Annotated in this window: 13 protein-coding genes; 7 read left to right on the top strand and 6 right to left on the bottom strand. The window is 49.8% G+C overall.

Translation table 11 applies throughout. The features are described from left to right. Positions 1-20 precede the first annotated feature (20 nt). Positions 21-611 carry an LOG family protein gene (locus BRW83_RS03370; protein ID WP_005881540.1) on the top strand — a complete coding sequence of 197 codons (591 nt, stop codon included), beginning with the start codon at positions 21-23 and terminating at the stop codon, positions 609-611. Here the strand turns inward: BRW83_RS03370 and BRW83_RS03365 are convergent. The 4 genes from BRW83_RS03365 to BRW83_RS03350 all read right to left on the bottom strand — a co-directional run bounded on the left by BRW83_RS03365 (position 608) and on the right by BRW83_RS03350 (position 5,059). After that, entirely contained in the window at positions 608-1,783 is a 1,176-nt protein-coding gene (locus BRW83_RS03365) for a cystathionine beta-lyase (RefSeq protein WP_005881542.1), read from the bottom strand. The genes BRW83_RS03370 and BRW83_RS03365 overlap by 4 nt on opposite strands. Continuing rightward, entirely contained in the window at positions 1,780-3,171 is a 1,392-nt protein-coding gene (gene rimO / locus BRW83_RS03360; protein WP_005881544.1) for a 30S ribosomal protein S12 methylthiotransferase RimO, read from the bottom strand. The genes BRW83_RS03365 and rimO overlap by 4 nt, the downstream gene beginning before the upstream one ends. 123 nt (positions 3,172-3,294) lie before the next feature. After that, the gene (pgeF, locus tag BRW83_RS03355; RefSeq protein ID WP_005881546.1) at positions 3,295-4,050 is read right to left on the bottom strand and encodes a peptidoglycan editing factor PgeF; all 756 of its coding nucleotides are present in this window, start codon (positions 4,048-4,050) and stop codon (positions 3,295-3,297) included. Then, positions 4,031-5,059 carry an RluA family pseudouridine synthase gene (locus BRW83_RS03350; protein WP_005881547.1) on the bottom strand — a complete coding sequence of 343 codons (1,029 nt, stop codon included), beginning with the start codon at positions 5,057-5,059 and terminating at the stop codon, positions 4,031-4,033. Before BRW83_RS03350 ends, pgeF begins: the two co-directional genes overlap by 20 nt. Before the next feature lie 69 nt (positions 5,060-5,128). Between BRW83_RS03350 and BRW83_RS03345 the strand changes: the two genes are divergently transcribed. From BRW83_RS03345 to BRW83_RS03330, 4 genes are all read left to right on the top strand, one after another. After that, positions 5,129-5,929, top strand: a complete 801-nt coding sequence (locus BRW83_RS03345; protein ID WP_005881549.1) for an outer membrane protein assembly factor BamD — start codon at positions 5,129-5,131, stop codon at positions 5,927-5,929. Positions 5,930-5,976: 47 nt separating this feature from the next. Then, on the top strand, positions 5,977-6,630 hold the full coding sequence (gmk, locus tag BRW83_RS03340) for a guanylate kinase (RefSeq protein WP_005881552.1): 654 nt from the start codon (positions 5,977-5,979) through the stop codon (positions 6,628-6,630). A 34-nt stretch (positions 6,631-6,664) separates the two neighbouring features. Then, complete coding sequence (gene rpoZ, locus BRW83_RS03335; RefSeq protein ID WP_005881554.1) at positions 6,665-6,868, top strand: DNA-directed RNA polymerase subunit omega; 204 nt, start codon at positions 6,665-6,667, stop codon at positions 6,866-6,868. A 78-nt stretch (positions 6,869-6,946) separates the two neighbouring features. Beyond that, positions 6,947-9,214 carry a RelA/SpoT family protein gene (locus tag BRW83_RS03330; RefSeq protein WP_005881556.1) on the top strand — a complete coding sequence of 756 codons (2,268 nt, stop codon included), beginning with the start codon at positions 6,947-6,949 and terminating at the stop codon, positions 9,212-9,214. A gap of 31 nt (positions 9,215-9,245) precedes the next feature. Here the strand turns inward: BRW83_RS03330 and tyrS are convergent, their stop codons facing one another. Continuing rightward, positions 9,246-10,490, bottom strand: a complete 1,245-nt coding sequence (gene tyrS / locus BRW83_RS03325) for a tyrosine--tRNA ligase (protein WP_005881558.1) — start codon at positions 10,488-10,490, stop codon at positions 9,246-9,248. Positions 10,491-10,629: 139 nt separating this feature from the next. On the opposite strand from tyrS, the gene BRW83_RS03320 reads away from it, so the two are divergent. Together BRW83_RS03320 and BRW83_RS03315 are read left to right on the top strand one after the other, a co-directional pair. Next, entirely contained in the window at positions 10,630-12,051 is a 1,422-nt protein-coding gene (locus tag BRW83_RS03320) for a M23 family metallopeptidase (protein ID WP_005881561.1), read from the top strand. A 21-nt stretch (positions 12,052-12,072) separates the two neighbouring features. Further along, positions 12,073-13,200: an anhydro-N-acetylmuramic acid kinase gene (locus BRW83_RS03315; RefSeq protein ID WP_005881563.1), complete on the top strand. Its 1,128-nt coding sequence runs from the start codon at positions 12,073-12,075 to the stop codon at positions 13,198-13,200. Between the two features lie 41 nt (positions 13,201-13,241). On the opposite strand, the gene BRW83_RS03310 is transcribed toward BRW83_RS03315, so the two are convergent. Then, positions 13,242-15,371 (bottom strand): diguanylate cyclase domain-containing protein, encoded by a 2,130-nt coding sequence (locus tag BRW83_RS03310; RefSeq protein ID WP_036603969.1) that lies wholly within the window; start codon positions 15,369-15,371, stop codon positions 13,242-13,244. Between the last annotated feature and the right edge of the window lie 3 nt (positions 15,372-15,374).

Below are 15,374 nucleotides of genomic sequence, written 5' to 3'. Positions count from 1 at the left end.
TTATAGGGAAAAGAGAAATCATGCTGAAATCTGTTTGCGTTTACTGCGGTTCTTCAATGGGGGTATCGGAAACCCATGCCGAAGCCATGCGTGCACTGGCACGGGAAATGATCAATGAAAATATCGCCCTGGTGTACGGCGGTGGAAAAGTCGGTTTGATGGGCGTTCTGGCTGATGAAATGATTCGTCTCGGTGGAGAAGTCACGGGCATCATTCCGAAAGATCTGATGGACAAGGAAGTCGCACACGAAGAACTGACACGCCTTTATATCGTCAAGGATATGCACGAACGCAAGGCCATGATGTCTGATCTCGCCGATGGATTCATCGCCGCTCCCGGCGGTATCGGAACGATGGAAGAACTGTTTGAAACGTCCGCATGGTCGCAACTCGGGCTTCACGACAAACCGATTGGCGTTTTGAACGTCAACGGTTTTTATGACAGCCTGATTGTCCTGATCAACCATCTTGCGAAAGAAGGTTTTGCACAGGAAAAATATGCTGATTCCCTGATCGTTGAAAGTGATCCCAAAGAAATGTTGCGTCGCCTTCGAATCGCCGCCACACCGGAAGAAAAACCGGCCAAACCTTCCGGCCGGTTCCTCATTTAATCCAGCGTACTCAGTGCCTGTTCAAGATCCGCAATCAAATCGGCTGGATCTTCAAGGCCAATATAAAACCGGATCAGCTGATGATCTCGCTGGTTCCAGTCTTTCCGGTCAGGCCTGATCCGGTAGGGAACGGAAAGACTGTGCGTTCCACCCCATGAAAAGCCCATTTTGAACAGCTTCAGCGCTTCCAGAAAACGGTCGGTTTGCGCTTCGGTATAACGTTCGTCAAACAGCACTGAAAACAGGCCACCGGTTCCGGTAAAATCCCTTTCGAAAATGTCATGTCCGGGACAATCCGGAAAAGCGGGATGCAGGATTTTACTGATTTCCGGCCTTTGCTTTAACCAGTTCGCCACGATCATGGACGATTCACCGCTTTTTTCAAACCGGACTTTCATGGAAGCCAGACTTCTCAATACCAGATAGGTATCGTCAGGGCTGACGCCCATGCCAAGCCGCATGTGTGCCATGTTGATTTTCCGGTTCAGTTCTTCATCACGAGTAATGACCGCGCCCATTAATAAATCGGACGCACCTGCCTGATACTTCGTAACCGCCTGAACAACCACATCAGCGCCGTGACCGAATGCATCGAAAACCAGTCCGGCTGCCCAGGTATTGTCAACGGCGACAATAACCCCTTTTTCATGGGCTGCCTTGCAGAAAGCGGGAATGTCCGGCACTTCCATCGTGATGGAACCCGGTGTTTCCGCCCAGATCAATCGTGTATTCGGCAAAATCAGATCGGCAATACCGGCACCGATCAGAGGATCGTAATAACGGACACTGACGCCAAAATCCTTGCTGAGCCAATTGCCCAGTTCGCGGTTCGGGTTATAAATATTTTCAGGGATCAAAACATCGTCGCCGGTTTTCAGAAACGCCATATCGACGATCGTAATAGCGGCCAACCCACTGGGAGCCAGTACACAATGATTTCCGCCCTCGATATTGGCCAGTTGCGCTTCCAGCGTAAAGGTCGTCGGAGTGCCGTGCAAGCCATAGGTGTAAGAATCCCGGCCAATCCACTCCCTTGAACGCAAGGCTTCAACCGTATCGAAAATCACTGTCGAGGCATGGTAAACCGCTGGTGGAAAAGCGCTGAAACCGGCAGGCGGAACATAATCGCTATGGACGATTCCGGTTTGTTTTGATTTTGTCTTTGCATTCATTTCATTTTCCCGACTGTTTGATTTTTCGACTCTTCCGGCACGAAAAGTCCCCACAAATCATGGGCATCCGCATCTTCGATCGTGACATTCACGAATTCACCCGGCAGCAGTTTGCGGCGCATTCCTTTCGGTTTTCTGACATAAACGACGCCATCGATTTCCGGTGCATCTGCAGACGAACGCCCTGCCGCACCTCCACGGATCGTTTCATCGACAAGCACGCGAAGAGTCTTTCCGATCTTGCCTTGCAATCTCTCGAACGAAATATCTTCCTGCAACTGCATCAGACGCGCCCTTCGTTCTTCCCTGACTTCCCCGGGAACAGCGCCCGGCAGTGCATTCGCAGGCGCACCTTCAACAGGCGAATAAGGGAAACAGCCCAGACGATCGATTTTCGCTTCTTTCAGGAAATCGAGCAGGTACTGGAATTCTTCTTCGGTTTCGCCCGGGAATCCGGTAATGAAAGTCGACCGGATAGTGATGTCCGGGCACATTTTCCGCCATCTCTGAATCTGTTCCAGATGTCGTTCACCACTGGCAGGACGTTTCATACGCTTCAAAACGTCCGGATGGGCATGCTGGAATGGAACGTCCAGATAAGGTAGCACTCCACCCTCATTCATGATGGGAATAATGTCATCGATATGAGGATAGGGATAGATGTAATGCAAACGCACCCATGCATCATATTTCCTTGCGAGTTTGCCCAATGCGCCAGTCAGTTGGGTAACGTGCGTTTTCACCGGACGACCACCCCAGAATCCTGTTCTGAATCTGGTATCCAGACCGTATGCCCCGGTATCCTGCGAAATGACCAGCAATTCTTTCACGCCCGAGGCAAACAGTTGTTCGGCCTCGTCGAGCACTTTTCCGATCGGATAGGAAACAAGATCACCGCGCAGATCAGGAATGATGCAGAACGTACAGTGATGGCTGCATCCTTCCGATATTTTCAGGTAGGCATAATGTTTCGGAGTCAGTTTGATGCCCTGAGGAGGAATCAGATCGACAAAGGGTTCATGCGGACGCGGCAGATAACGGTGAACGGCATCCATGACTTCGGAAACCGCATCGGGACCGGTCACGTCCAGCACTTTAGGATGGATGTTGCGAATGAAATCACTGCCGTCCTTGTCTTTTTTCGCCCCCAGACAGCCAGTCACAATAACCTTGCCGTTTTCTTCCAATGCTTCCGCAATCGCTTCCAGCGATTCCGCTTCCGCAGCATCGATAAATCCACAGGTATTGACGATGACCAGTCCGGCATCCTGATATGTTTCGGCCGTCTCATAGCCTTCAGCCCGCAATCTCGTCAGGATTTTTTCCGAATCCACCAATGCTTTCGGACACCCCAGCGAAACAAATCCGATTGTATTTTCTTTATCCATCTTTCAAGCCATAAAAGCGACATCACAAAGTCTGTCGCGAACAGAACCAAAACGCCATTTTGCCCGATTATGGAATCTCAGACCTTTAAAATCAGGGCTGTATGACAAAAGAACAACTGATTTTCAGTCAGCCAGCCAGATACCGGTCGCCATTCTTCCCGTGACACCATCGCGCCTGTAAGAATAAAAACGCTCTTTATCCGTCACGGTACAGAAGCCGCCACCGGATACATCGGTTACACCCAGCTCATCCAATGTCATCTTTGCAAGCGCATAGATGTCAGCCAGATATTTCCCCAGATTATCTTTTCTGGAAACAAATGCCGATGCCATTACAGGATTCTTTTGAACAAATGCATCCCGGACGTCCTCACCTACTTCAAAAGAACCGGGGCCAATAGCGGGCCCCAGCCATGCCATGATTTCTGAATCTGTCTTGCCTCTCATCACGGCAATCGTATTTTCAAGAACACCTCCGGCGAGTCCTCTCCAACCCGCATGAGCGGCTGCAACGACGGTTCCTGCCCTGTCGCACAGCAAAACAGGCAGACAGTCTGCCGTCATGATTGTGCACACGATACCTTTTTTTTCTGCAAAAGAAGCGTCTGCATCGGGTACTCCTGTCACGTTTTCCCCATTGACTACCGTAGTCCCGTGAACCTGATTGAGCCAGACAGGCTCAGCGGGTAATTCTTCCCGTAAAATCGCCCTGTTTTTTTTAACGGCCAAAGGACTGTCACCAACATGCATGCCGAAATTCAGGCCGTTCTTTCCGGTATCGTCGCCCTGATAAGGTGACTCACTGACACCACCATGCCGCACCGTCGAAAATGCCCTCACATTTTTCGGGGCACTCCATTCAGGAATAATCAGATTCATACCATTTCCCGTTTTCTTCGATAAAAGACTGTTCCAGCAATGCTTTCATGTCCTGTGGCAATGGCGCTGTCCATTCACATACCTCTTTTGTGCACGGATGAATCAGCCCCAGCCGGAACGCATGCAATGCCTGCCTCGGAAATACAGAGGCCAAATGGGATTTGCCATAAACCGGATCACCCACCAGAGGAAAACCGATCGACTGGAGATGAACCCTGATCTGATGTGTACGACCGGTTTCCAGCCTGCATTTGACCAGACTGACATTCATGTTATTGCAAACGCCTTCGGCTATTTTTCTGAAATGGGTTACCGCAGGTTTTCCTGATTGCGTATGGATGACAGCCATTTTGACCCGGTCCCTTGGATGCCGCCCGATCGGTTCGTCAATCGTACCGGACTGCGGGGTATCGCCCCAGACCAGCGCCAGATATTCCCTTTTTACGGTTCTGGCCTGCAATTGCCTGACCAGATCGGTTTGCGCCTCGATTGTTTTGGCAACGACCATGACACCACTCGTCTCCTTGTCCAGACGATGGACGATCCCTGCCCTTGGAACCGTTGCGCTTTTCGGATCACGATACAGCAATCCATTCAAAAGCGTGCCTGACCAGTTTCCGGCCGCCGGATGAACGACCAGAGACGCCGGTTTGTTGACGACCAGTATGGCGTTGTCTTCAAACACGACAGGAAAGTCGACCGCCTCCGGTGTAAAAGCCAGATCTTCCTCGGCCAGTTGCGGGATGACACAAATTTCCTCATCGCCGATCACGGTCTGTTTTGCCTGTGCCTTTTCCCCGTTTACTGTGATATGTCCATCTTCTATCCAGCGTTGAAGCCGGCTGCGGGAATATTGGGAAAGCCGCCCTGCCACGAGTTTATCCAGACGCTGGCCGCCGTCTTTCAACGATAAAACAAACCTTATCGGCTCTTGTTCTGTTAATATCTCCTCTTCGTCGGATTCAATTTGAAAAAGTTCGGGGATATTTGACTTTTCATTTTCTGTCACACTGGGTCCTATCGGCTATAATTCTGAAATTAAACGTTTTTTCCAGACAAACTGCATTCTGCAAAAATTATGCGCAAGTATTTAACCATCCTTCTGGCCTGCATTATCGCCCTATCCATATCCGCTTGTGGCTTGTTGCCTGAAAAAATAGATGAAACGGCTTCCTGGCCTGCAGGCAAATTGTATCGCGAAGCCAAAGAAGAATTAAACTCGGGCAATTACGAAAAAGCCGTCGAATACTTCGAAAAGCTGGAAGCACGATATCCTTTCGGCATATACGCCCAGCAGGCCCAGATGGATATTGCCTATGCCTACTACCGCCAGAATGAACAGGCGCAGGCTTTGGCGGCAGCTGAACGTTTCATCAAACTGCACCCGAATCATCCAAACATCGATTATATGTATTATCTGAAAGGCCTGATCAATTTCAACGATCGTTTGGGCCTTCTGAATTTCGCATTCCGGCAGGATTTGTCGGAACGTGACCCGAAAGCGGCACAGGATGCATTCGATGCGTTCAAGGTTCTGGTGACCCGTTATCCGGACAGCGTCTATGCCAAAGATGCCATGCTCCGCATGAAATATCTGGTTACCATGCTCGCCAAGTATGAAATTCACGTTGCCAAATATTATTACCGGCGTGGTGCCTATCTGGCAGCGGCAAACCGTGCACAACGCACGATCAAGAATTACCCGGAATCCCATGTCGTCGAAGAAGCGCTCTACATCATGGCACAGTCATACAAAAAACTGGGGTTGTATGACCTGAGTGCTGACGCGGAACGCGTCTTCAAACAGAACTATCCCGACAGCAAGATCCCTTATGGCGCTGCGGATAAAAAATCCGATCCCTGGTGGCAATTCTGGTAAAAAATGCCTGACTTAGTAATGGCTTTTCAATAGGACTGATTTTAAAAATGGTTCAACCCGCACAAGCCGTATCAGGCAGTTCCCTGATTACAGTAACCGCTCCATCCGGAGCCGGTAAATCGTCTCTTCTTGCCGCATTGATTCAGGCAGATTCCAGCCTGCGCCTGTCCGTATCGCATACCACCCGGCAGCCGCGTCCGGGAGAACAAAACGGCCGCGAATACCATTTCACGACCGTGGATGATTTCAAAAAACGCCTGAAAGAAGGCGAGTTTCTTGAACATGCAGAAGTTCACGGAAACTTTTACGGGACTTCCCGTGTCGCAGTATTGAACCAGTTGAATGAAGGTTATGACACCATTCTGGAAATCGACTGGCAGGGCGCCCATCAAATCAGAAGGCTTTTCCCTGAAACGGTCAGTATTTTCATCCTGCCGCCTTCCATAACGGCGCTGGAGGAAAGGCTCAACAAACGGGGCCAGGACTCGCAGGAAATCATAAAACAACGGATTGCGGCTGCCGACGAAGAGATCCGGCATGCATCCGAATTTGATTATGTTATTATCAATAATAAATTCGATCAGGCGTTATCCAAACTGGCCGCCATTGTTCAGACAGCACGTTGTCGATTGACACGACAAGCCATAAAAAACAGGGACTTGTTTGAACAATTCGGCATTAACTGCTGCAACAACCAGTAAAATAACGCTCCGATTTACTTTTCAGGATTAAGAAATGGCCCGTATTACTATTGAAGATTGCTTGAAAGAAATTCCAAACCGCTTTGAATTGACCTTGTGTGCAACCTATCGCGCCCGTCAGCTGTTACAGGGTCATACACCTAAAGTCGAGGCCAAGGACAAAATGACGGTTATCGCATTGCGCGAAATCGCCGCAGCCAAAGTCGGCAAGGAAATGTTGAAAAAGGTGCCAAGCTAAAACGGTTTGGATACACCCACAAACGGTACGTTTTGCCTGGCGGTTATTAAACTGTTTCGCTGATTCAGGAAAACACTTATGACGCTGAACGGAACCGCTTCTTCGACCAGCCAGACCGGCATTGTTGACCCGAACCATGCCGCGTTGCCTGTCAACCAGTTTGACAGCGCTGCCAACATCGCACCCCCATCAGCCAAACCGCTGGTGGTGACGTTCTCGAATCTTGCCAAAAAACTGGAGACCTACCTTTCTCCCGCTGATATGAAGCGGATTCTGGAGGCTTTCCGTTTTGCCGATGAAAAACATCTTGGGCAGATCCGCAAGTCCGGTGAACCGTACATTTCCCATCCTCTTGCTGTAGCAGAAATCTGTGCAGGCTGGAAACTGGACGCACAAGCCGTCATGGCAGCGCTCTTGCATGATGTCGTCGAAGATCAGGGCGTTACCCTTGACGAGCTGATCGAACGGTTCGGGGCGCCGGTCGCCGCCATGGTAGACGGCTTGTCGAAACTGGAAAAACTCCAGTTCAAGACCCATGTCGATGCGCAGGGCGAAAACTTCCGGAAAATGCTGCTTGCCATGGCGAGAGATGTCCGTGTCATCCTGATCAAGCTGGCTGACCGCTTGCATAACATGCGTACACTGGATGTCATGAATCGCTCCAAGCAATTCCGTATCGCCAGTGAAACGATGGAAGTGTACGTTCCCATCGCGCATCGTCTGGGTATCAACAACCTGTACCGTGAAATGCAGGATCTGGCATTTCATCGTCTGTATCCCTACCGTTACGAAGTACTGTCCAAAGCCATTCAGGCTTCCCGCGGCAACCGCCGTGTCCTGCTGGGCAAGGTACACGATTCCGTCAGTACTGCGCTGGAAAAGAACGGCATTCATGCCGAAATCTACGGACGCGAAAAAACCCTTTACGGTATTTACCGGAAAATGCGTAGTCAAAACCTTTCTTTTTCACAGGTTCTGGACATTTACGGTTTCCGTATCGTTGTCGAAACGCTGCCTCAATGCTATATGGCGCTCGGCGTTCTGCATGCCCTGTACAAACCGATTCCGGGCAAGGTGCAGGATTACATTGCCATGCCGAAGTTAAACAGTTACCAGTCTCTGCATACAACCCTGATCGGCCCCTACGGCGCTCCGGTTGAATTTCAGATTCGTACGCCTGAAATGCATCACGTTGCGGAAACGGGCGTGGCCGCTCACTGGCTGTACAAGTCCGAAAACGAAACACTGACCGACCTTCAGAAACACAGTCTTGGATGGCTTCAGTCCCTTCTGGACATCCAGCAGCAAACCGGCAACTCCGCCGAGTTTTTCGAACATATCAAGGTTGACCTTTTTCCGGATTCCGTTTACGTTTTCACGCCGAAATCCAAAATCATCGCCCTGCCGCGTCAGGCAACGGCTCTGGACTTTGCGTACAACATCCATACAGACGTGGGCGACCATACGGCCTCGGTCAAGATCAACAACAGTTCCGTCCCGTTACGTACCGAATTGCAAAATGGAGACATTGTCGAAATCATCACTTCGCCAAATGCCCATCCAACGCCAAAATGGCTCGAGTTCGTACGGACCGGCAAAGCCCGTTCCTGCATCCGCAGTTACCTTCGTTCCGTCAATCAGTCTGATTCCATCAAGCTCGGAAAACGTCTCTTGCAACAAGCCTTCAAGTCACAGCACTTGAATGAGGCAGAAATCCCTCAGGCCGTTTTCGACAAGCTCCTGTATGAAACCGGGTCGAAATCACTGGATGATATTTATATCGATATCGGGGTGGGCAAAAGGCTGGCAGCACTGGTAGCCCGTCGGGTTGTAGGTCTGATCGATGAAGTCAACCGCAAAAAAGGCATGTCGACTGCCGAGGAAGAACCACAAAAAGTCGAACCGGTTCTTATTTATGGCAGTGAAGGCATCAATGTCCAGCTTGCCACCTGTTGCCTGCCGATTCCGGGTGACTCCATTATTGGCGAACTCAATATGACCCGTGGTCTGGTCGTTCATAATGCCGAATGCCAGCAGGCCAAGAAACTGATGGCAAAAGAACCTGAAAAATGGATTAATGTCGATTGGGGCGAGGATCTGGGCAATCGCAGCTTCGACTGTTATCTGCGCGTACTGGTTCATGAAGAAAAAGGCGTTCTGGCCCGTGTCACATCTGAAATCAGTGGCGCGAATGCCAATATCACCGCCGTTTCGATGGAAGCGCAAGGTGAGTTCACCATGTTCAAATTCACGATTCAGGTAGAAAACCGAGTCCATCTGGCCAATCTGATCCGTCGGGTTCGTCACGTCCCGAGCGTCAGGAAAATCGGCAGGGATAACATCTGAACCGGATGTTATCCCCCTGCATTTGCCTGAATCAGGCTAAAGTTACTTTGGCGAATTTGCGTTTGCCGACCTGAACGACAAAACTCCCTGCTTCCACTTTCAGGCCCCTGTCGCTGATCGTCTGGCTATCGATACGAACGCCGCCCTGATCGACAAGGCGCAAGGCTTCCGATGTGGAAGCGCACAAACCGGCCTGCTTCAACAATTGCCCGATACCCAGCGGGGCACCGGAGAGGGAAACGGCAGGAATGTCATCCGGAATGCCACCACGTGAACGGGCGACGAAATCTTCCAGCGCCGCATCGGCTGCTGCACCCGAGTGGAAACGGGTGACGATTTCCTTGCCCAGTTCAACCTTGACGTCACGCGGATTTTTGCCGTTTTTCACTTCCTCTTTCAGACGTTCGACATCCTGTATGGACTTGAACGACAGGAGATCGTAGTAGCGCCACATCATTTCATCGGAAATGCTCATGAGTTTGCCGAACATGATATTGGCCGGTTCAGTGATACCGACGTAATTCCCCTTGGACTTGGACATTTTCTCAACACCATCCAGACCCTCCAGAAGCGGCATCGTCAATATGCATTGCGGTTCCTGATTGTAATGACGCTGCAATTCACGACCGACCAGCAGATTGAATTTCTGGTCCGTGCCGCCCAGTTCCAGATCGGATTGCAAGGCAACGGAATCATATCCCTGCATCAATGGATAGAGCAATTCATGCACGGAAATCGGAAAACCGTTTTTGAAACGGTTGGCAAAGTCTTCGCGCTCCATGATCCGTGCCAACGTATATTGCGAAGCGAGCTGGATCATGCCAGCCGCACCCAGCTTGTCACTCCATTCCGAGTTATAGCGGATTTCTGTCTTTTCGGGGTCCAGTACCAGGCTGGCCTGTGCAAAATAGGTCATGGCATTTTCCTTGACCTGTTCGCGTGTCAGTGGGGGACGGGTAATGTTTCTTCCGCTGGGATCACCGATCATCGACGTGAAATCACCGATCAGGAATATCACGACATGTCCGAGATTCTGCAACTGGCGCATTTTATTCAATACAACCGTATGACCCAGATGCAAATCCGGTGCAGTCGGATCCAGCCCCAGCTTGATGCGGAGCGGTTTTCCCGTTTTTTCGGAACGGGCGAGTTTCTGGGCAAATTCGGATTCGATCAGGAGTTCGTCGCAACCACGCAATGTAATCGCCATCGCTTCCCTGACGGCATCGGATACAGGCAACTCATCGGCAGCAGGCGCAGAATTTTTTTCGTTCATTTCATTAATTTATGACAGTTTGTATTGGTATAATGTGGACTTCCGGCAATTTTGCAAATGCCTGATCCCATAAAAATAATAAGAAGAGAATGGTGCAGAAAAGTGAATTTTAACTGATTGCGGCAATAAGAGGAATTTAATGCGGTTCATCGAGAAACTGAAACATCTTCTATCTATCGGGAAAGCACAACGAATTCTCTCGGTTCAGGAATTGAAACAGCATCCATTATTCCAGAAAGCAAAAAAATCGCTTCTGGGCCGATGCCAGAAAACCCGTGGTGTTTCAGTAGTCGCTCTCTCTTTCGCCTTTATTGCATTCGGCGCCGCCGCAACCGCTCCCGGTTCTCCGCCTGACAAAGATAACATCACTGTTACTACCGTTAAAGAAGACATCCCGCTTCCCTCCCTTTCTGACCAGCTTGAAAAATTGCGTGGTGAAAAACAATTCTTTGCACGGGAAGACAAGATTCGTCCGGGCGACACGCTCGGCACGCTTTTGACACGACTCGGAGTGGATGACCAGCAAGCCTTCCAGTTCATCAAATCGGATGAGAAAGCCAAAGCGTTCCTGCATTTGAAAGCAGGCAGGACCGTTCAGGCTAAAACTGACGACAAGGGTACTTTATACTGGCTCTCTGCTGCGACAACCGATCCACAGGAAGGTGTCACCATCGTCGTCACCCGAACCGATGCCGGTTTTACCTCGTCCAACGAAGTGGCAAAAACCGAAAGAATTGTCGAAATGCGCTCCGGGACGATACAGTCTTCCCTCTTCGGTGCAACGGACACCGCCGGTGTCCCGGACGCCGTCACGAAAAAACTGATCGAAATGTTTTCTACCCATATCGATTTCAATTCCGATTTGCGTCGCGGGGATCACTTCAATGTCGTTTATGAAACGTTCTGGCAAAACGGGAAATTGTTAAGAACGGGTAATATTCTGGCTGCCGAATTCGTCAATGCGGGCGAGACTCATCAAATTATCTGGTTCGAACGCTTGCCCGGCAAAGGCGATTATTACGATTTCAGCGGCAAATCCAACAAAAAGGCTTTTTTGAAATCGCCTCTTGAATTTACTCGCGTCTCATCCGGTTTTGCAACGCGTGTCCATCCGGTCACGGGCAATATCAGACAACACAAAGGCATCGATTTTGCCGCTCCGACGGGAACCCCGATCCGCGCGGCTGCAGACGGTACAATCAATTTCTCGGGATGGCAAAACGGCTACGGCAACTTTATCGTTTTAAAACATTGGGGTGCATATTCCACTGCTTACGGACATATGAGCCGCATCGCTCCGGGTATGTCCAGAGGCAAAAAGGTAAGTCAGGGCGACATCATCGGATACGTTGGATCAACCGGCCTCAGTACCGGCCCACATCTTCATTATGAATTCAGGGTCAATAACGTCCAGCAGAACCCGACGAAAATAGATATGCCGAATGCCCATCCGTTGACTGCAAGGGAAATGGTAAAATTCAAGGCGAATCTGGCCGATATGCAACACCGATTTTCCCTGATGGATTCGTCGTCCCATCAGAGACAGGCTGCCAGCAACTGAAAAGCATCATCCTTTAACGTTATGTCTCTTTACATAGGCCTGATGTCAGGCACCAGTCTGGATGGCGTTGACGGCGTCCTGAGCTCTATACCGGATGAGTACGATGGCGGAGAAATCGGTATTCTCGAAACCGCCCACGTTCCGTTCGATGGGCCATTGCGTCAACAGCTGATGTCCCTGCAATTACCCGGACACAATGAAATCGAAAAAGAAGCGCTTGCCGCCAACAGGCTCTCTGTCCTGTATGCCGAATGCGTTTATACGCTGCTTCAGAAAAAAAGCATCTCCGCGGAAAATGTACGGGCTATCGGCGCTCATGGCCAAACTATCCGTCACCGCCCAGAACTCGGTTTTACACGCCAGACCAATAACCCGGCTCTTCTTGCCGAACTCACGCAGATAAACGTTATCGGCGATTTCAGAAGCAGGGACATTGCAGCGAATGGACAGGGAGCGCCTCTGGTTCCCGCTTTCCATTACGCCGTTTTCGGCAGCCAGCATGCCTCCCGCGCCGTGATCAATATCGGTGGTATTGCCAATATCAGTATTTTGAATCCTGACGGGTCCGTTTCCGGTTTCGATACCGGCCCCGGAAATATGCTGATGGACGCATGGGTCGGCAAGCACCTGAAAAAAAATTACGATGAAGACGGCAAATGGGGAAAAAGCGGTGTCTGCTCGCCAGAATTGCTCATGGCATTACTGAAAGAGCCCTTCTTTGGACAAGTTCCTCCCAAAAGCACCGGACGCGATCTTTTCAATCTGAACTGGCTGGATTCCGTATTCTCGACATCGGATTCTTTCGAACGGCTCGAACCTTCCGATGTTCAGTCAACCCTGACGAATCTGACTGCAGAAACGATCACTGACGCTATCCGTGATCATGCATCCTTTGTAGACGACATTTATATTTGCGGCGGCGGGGCAAAAAACCCGTTTCTGATGAAACTGATCGGACAATTGCTCAGAAAGAAAAACATCCCGGCCATGTTGCGAACCAGCGATGCACTGGGAGTAGACCCGATGCATGTCGAAGCGCTTGCCTTTGCCTGGCTGGCGCATCGTTTCATGATCGGCAAACCCGGCAATCTCCCTTCTGTTACCGGGGCAAGGGGACTTCGGACACTTGGTGCACTGTATCCTGCCTGAAACGGCAAAACCGGATTTTATGCATCCATTTGCAGGGAAACCTATTTGACCAGTTGATAGCTGTCGACCACGTTTGTCAGCACAGTCTTGAAATCGGAATTGCCCATCGTTTCATTATAAAACGCATAACCGTTCTTGCCTCTTTCCTTGGCATAGTACAGTGCCCTGTCGGCATTATGGAAAAGTTCTTCATAAGTCTCTCCATCACGCGGGAAAAGGGAAATGCCGACGCTGCAGGATACATTGTATTTGTCGATCAGCTCCTTGTAGGTATTCCTGAACAGGTCGCAAATATCCCGCGCTTTCTCGGCAACCGCTTTCTCCGATGAGGAATTGCGCAGAAAAGCGACGAATTCGTCACCACCGATGCGACCGACAATATCGGTTGAACGGACTTTCCTCTTGATTTCGCTGGCTATATATCTCAGGATTTCGTCGCCGAACATATGACCCAGATTGTCGTTGATAGCCTTGAAATTATCAATATCGATAAAGAAAAACGCCCCCTCTTCCTTTTTGTTTTCCTCGAAAAGGCTGATAAGCCGTTCCCGGATGCGTTTGCGGTTATCCAGCTCGGTCAGGGAATCCATATTGGCCTGTTTTCTCAACAGATTGGCTTCAGTCTTGCGTTCGTGGATATTGACGAGCTTGCCAAGATAACCGACACATTCCACATTGGTTTCCGTATTCCACAACGCGTTCACACTGACTTCGAACCACTGGAAGCCCTGATCAGGCACCATCATGCGAAGTTCGATCCGGCAACTTGGAAACTTGGGAGTCAGCTCGGTCAAACGCTTGAGAAAGAGAGATCGATCGTCGGGATGAATGACTTCCGAGCGTTCTATCGTATCCCGTGCATCCGGAATCCGGATATCCCGGTGGAAAAGATCGTAATATTTCTCTGAAAATTCCAGTACATCCGACTTTGTATCGTAATTGAAAACGATATCTCCCGACAGTTCGGAAAGAATGCGATATTTTTCCCGTTCCAGTTCCAAGAGCCTCAATGTTCTGGAAGACAATCCGGATTCTTCCTGTTTGGCCTGAACTTCCTGTGCAGGAACAAAAGAACATACCGAAAATTCCGTATCGGCGATTTCTTCATTGGACGCCAGATCCCGTTCAAGAACAGGGGCAACCTTGATGAATACCTTCAACAATTTCGGATTGAAAACGCCACATTCACCACCCAGTATCATTTTCACCGCTTTTTCGTGCGAATAGGCATTCTTGTAAACCCGTTTGCTGGTCAGCGCATCGTAAACGTCTGCCAGTGAAACAACCTGTGCCCAGATGGGAATATTATCGCCCTTCAATCTGTCCGGATAACCATTGCCGTCCCACCGTTCATGATGGTGCCTGCAAATCTCGTAACAGAAACGGAAATATTCCTCATCCTGCGCATAATGAATGCTCTGGAGGAACTCGCATCCACGAATGCAATGTGCTTTCATGATTTCGAATTCTTCAGATGTCAGTTTGCCCGGTTTGTTCAGGATGTAATCGGGAATGGCGATTTTTCCGATATCGTGCATGGCAGAAGCGCTGGATATCTTTTCGATATGATATGGCGACAATGCATATTCCGGATATTCCTTTGACATCGCCTCGAGAAGAATCTGGGTAGTGTGACGGATTCGCTTGATATGCTGTCCCGATTCGCAATTACGGAATTCGACGGCGGTACTCAGGGTTTCAATGAGGAAATTATTGACCTGATTGAGTTTGTTCGCCTGTTTTTCCAGTGTTTCAATCTGTTTTCCAACCAGCTTTTCCAGGTTGGATTTATGCATGAACAACTCGATAACGTTGGCGACACGTCTTTTGACGACTTCGGGATTGAACGGTTTGTTGATGATATCCGAAACCCCGAGCTGATATCCCTGAAGGGCCGCCCTGTCAGAATTTTCGGAAGTAATCAATATGACAGGGACCTGTTCGATCAGTTTCCTGTCTGTCATTTCCTGCAAGACTTCAAAACCATCCATTACAGGCATGACAATATCGAGCAATACCATCACGACCTGATCGATATCTTTTTCAAGAATATCGAGGGCTTCCCGGCCGTTCTCGGCTTCCAGGATATGGTAGATATCGCTGAAAAGTTCGGCCAGAATAGCCCGGTTCAATTCGACATCATCAACAATCAGAATGGTTTGTTTATCCATCAG

The organism is Oxalobacter formigenes, assembly GCF_002127965.1.
GTDB classification, from domain to species: Bacteria; Pseudomonadota; Gammaproteobacteria; order Burkholderiales; family Burkholderiaceae_D; genus Oxalobacter; species Oxalobacter formigenes.
Note: the sequence above shows the minus strand (reverse complement) of the source record. Positions and strands in the feature narration are given on the sequence as shown.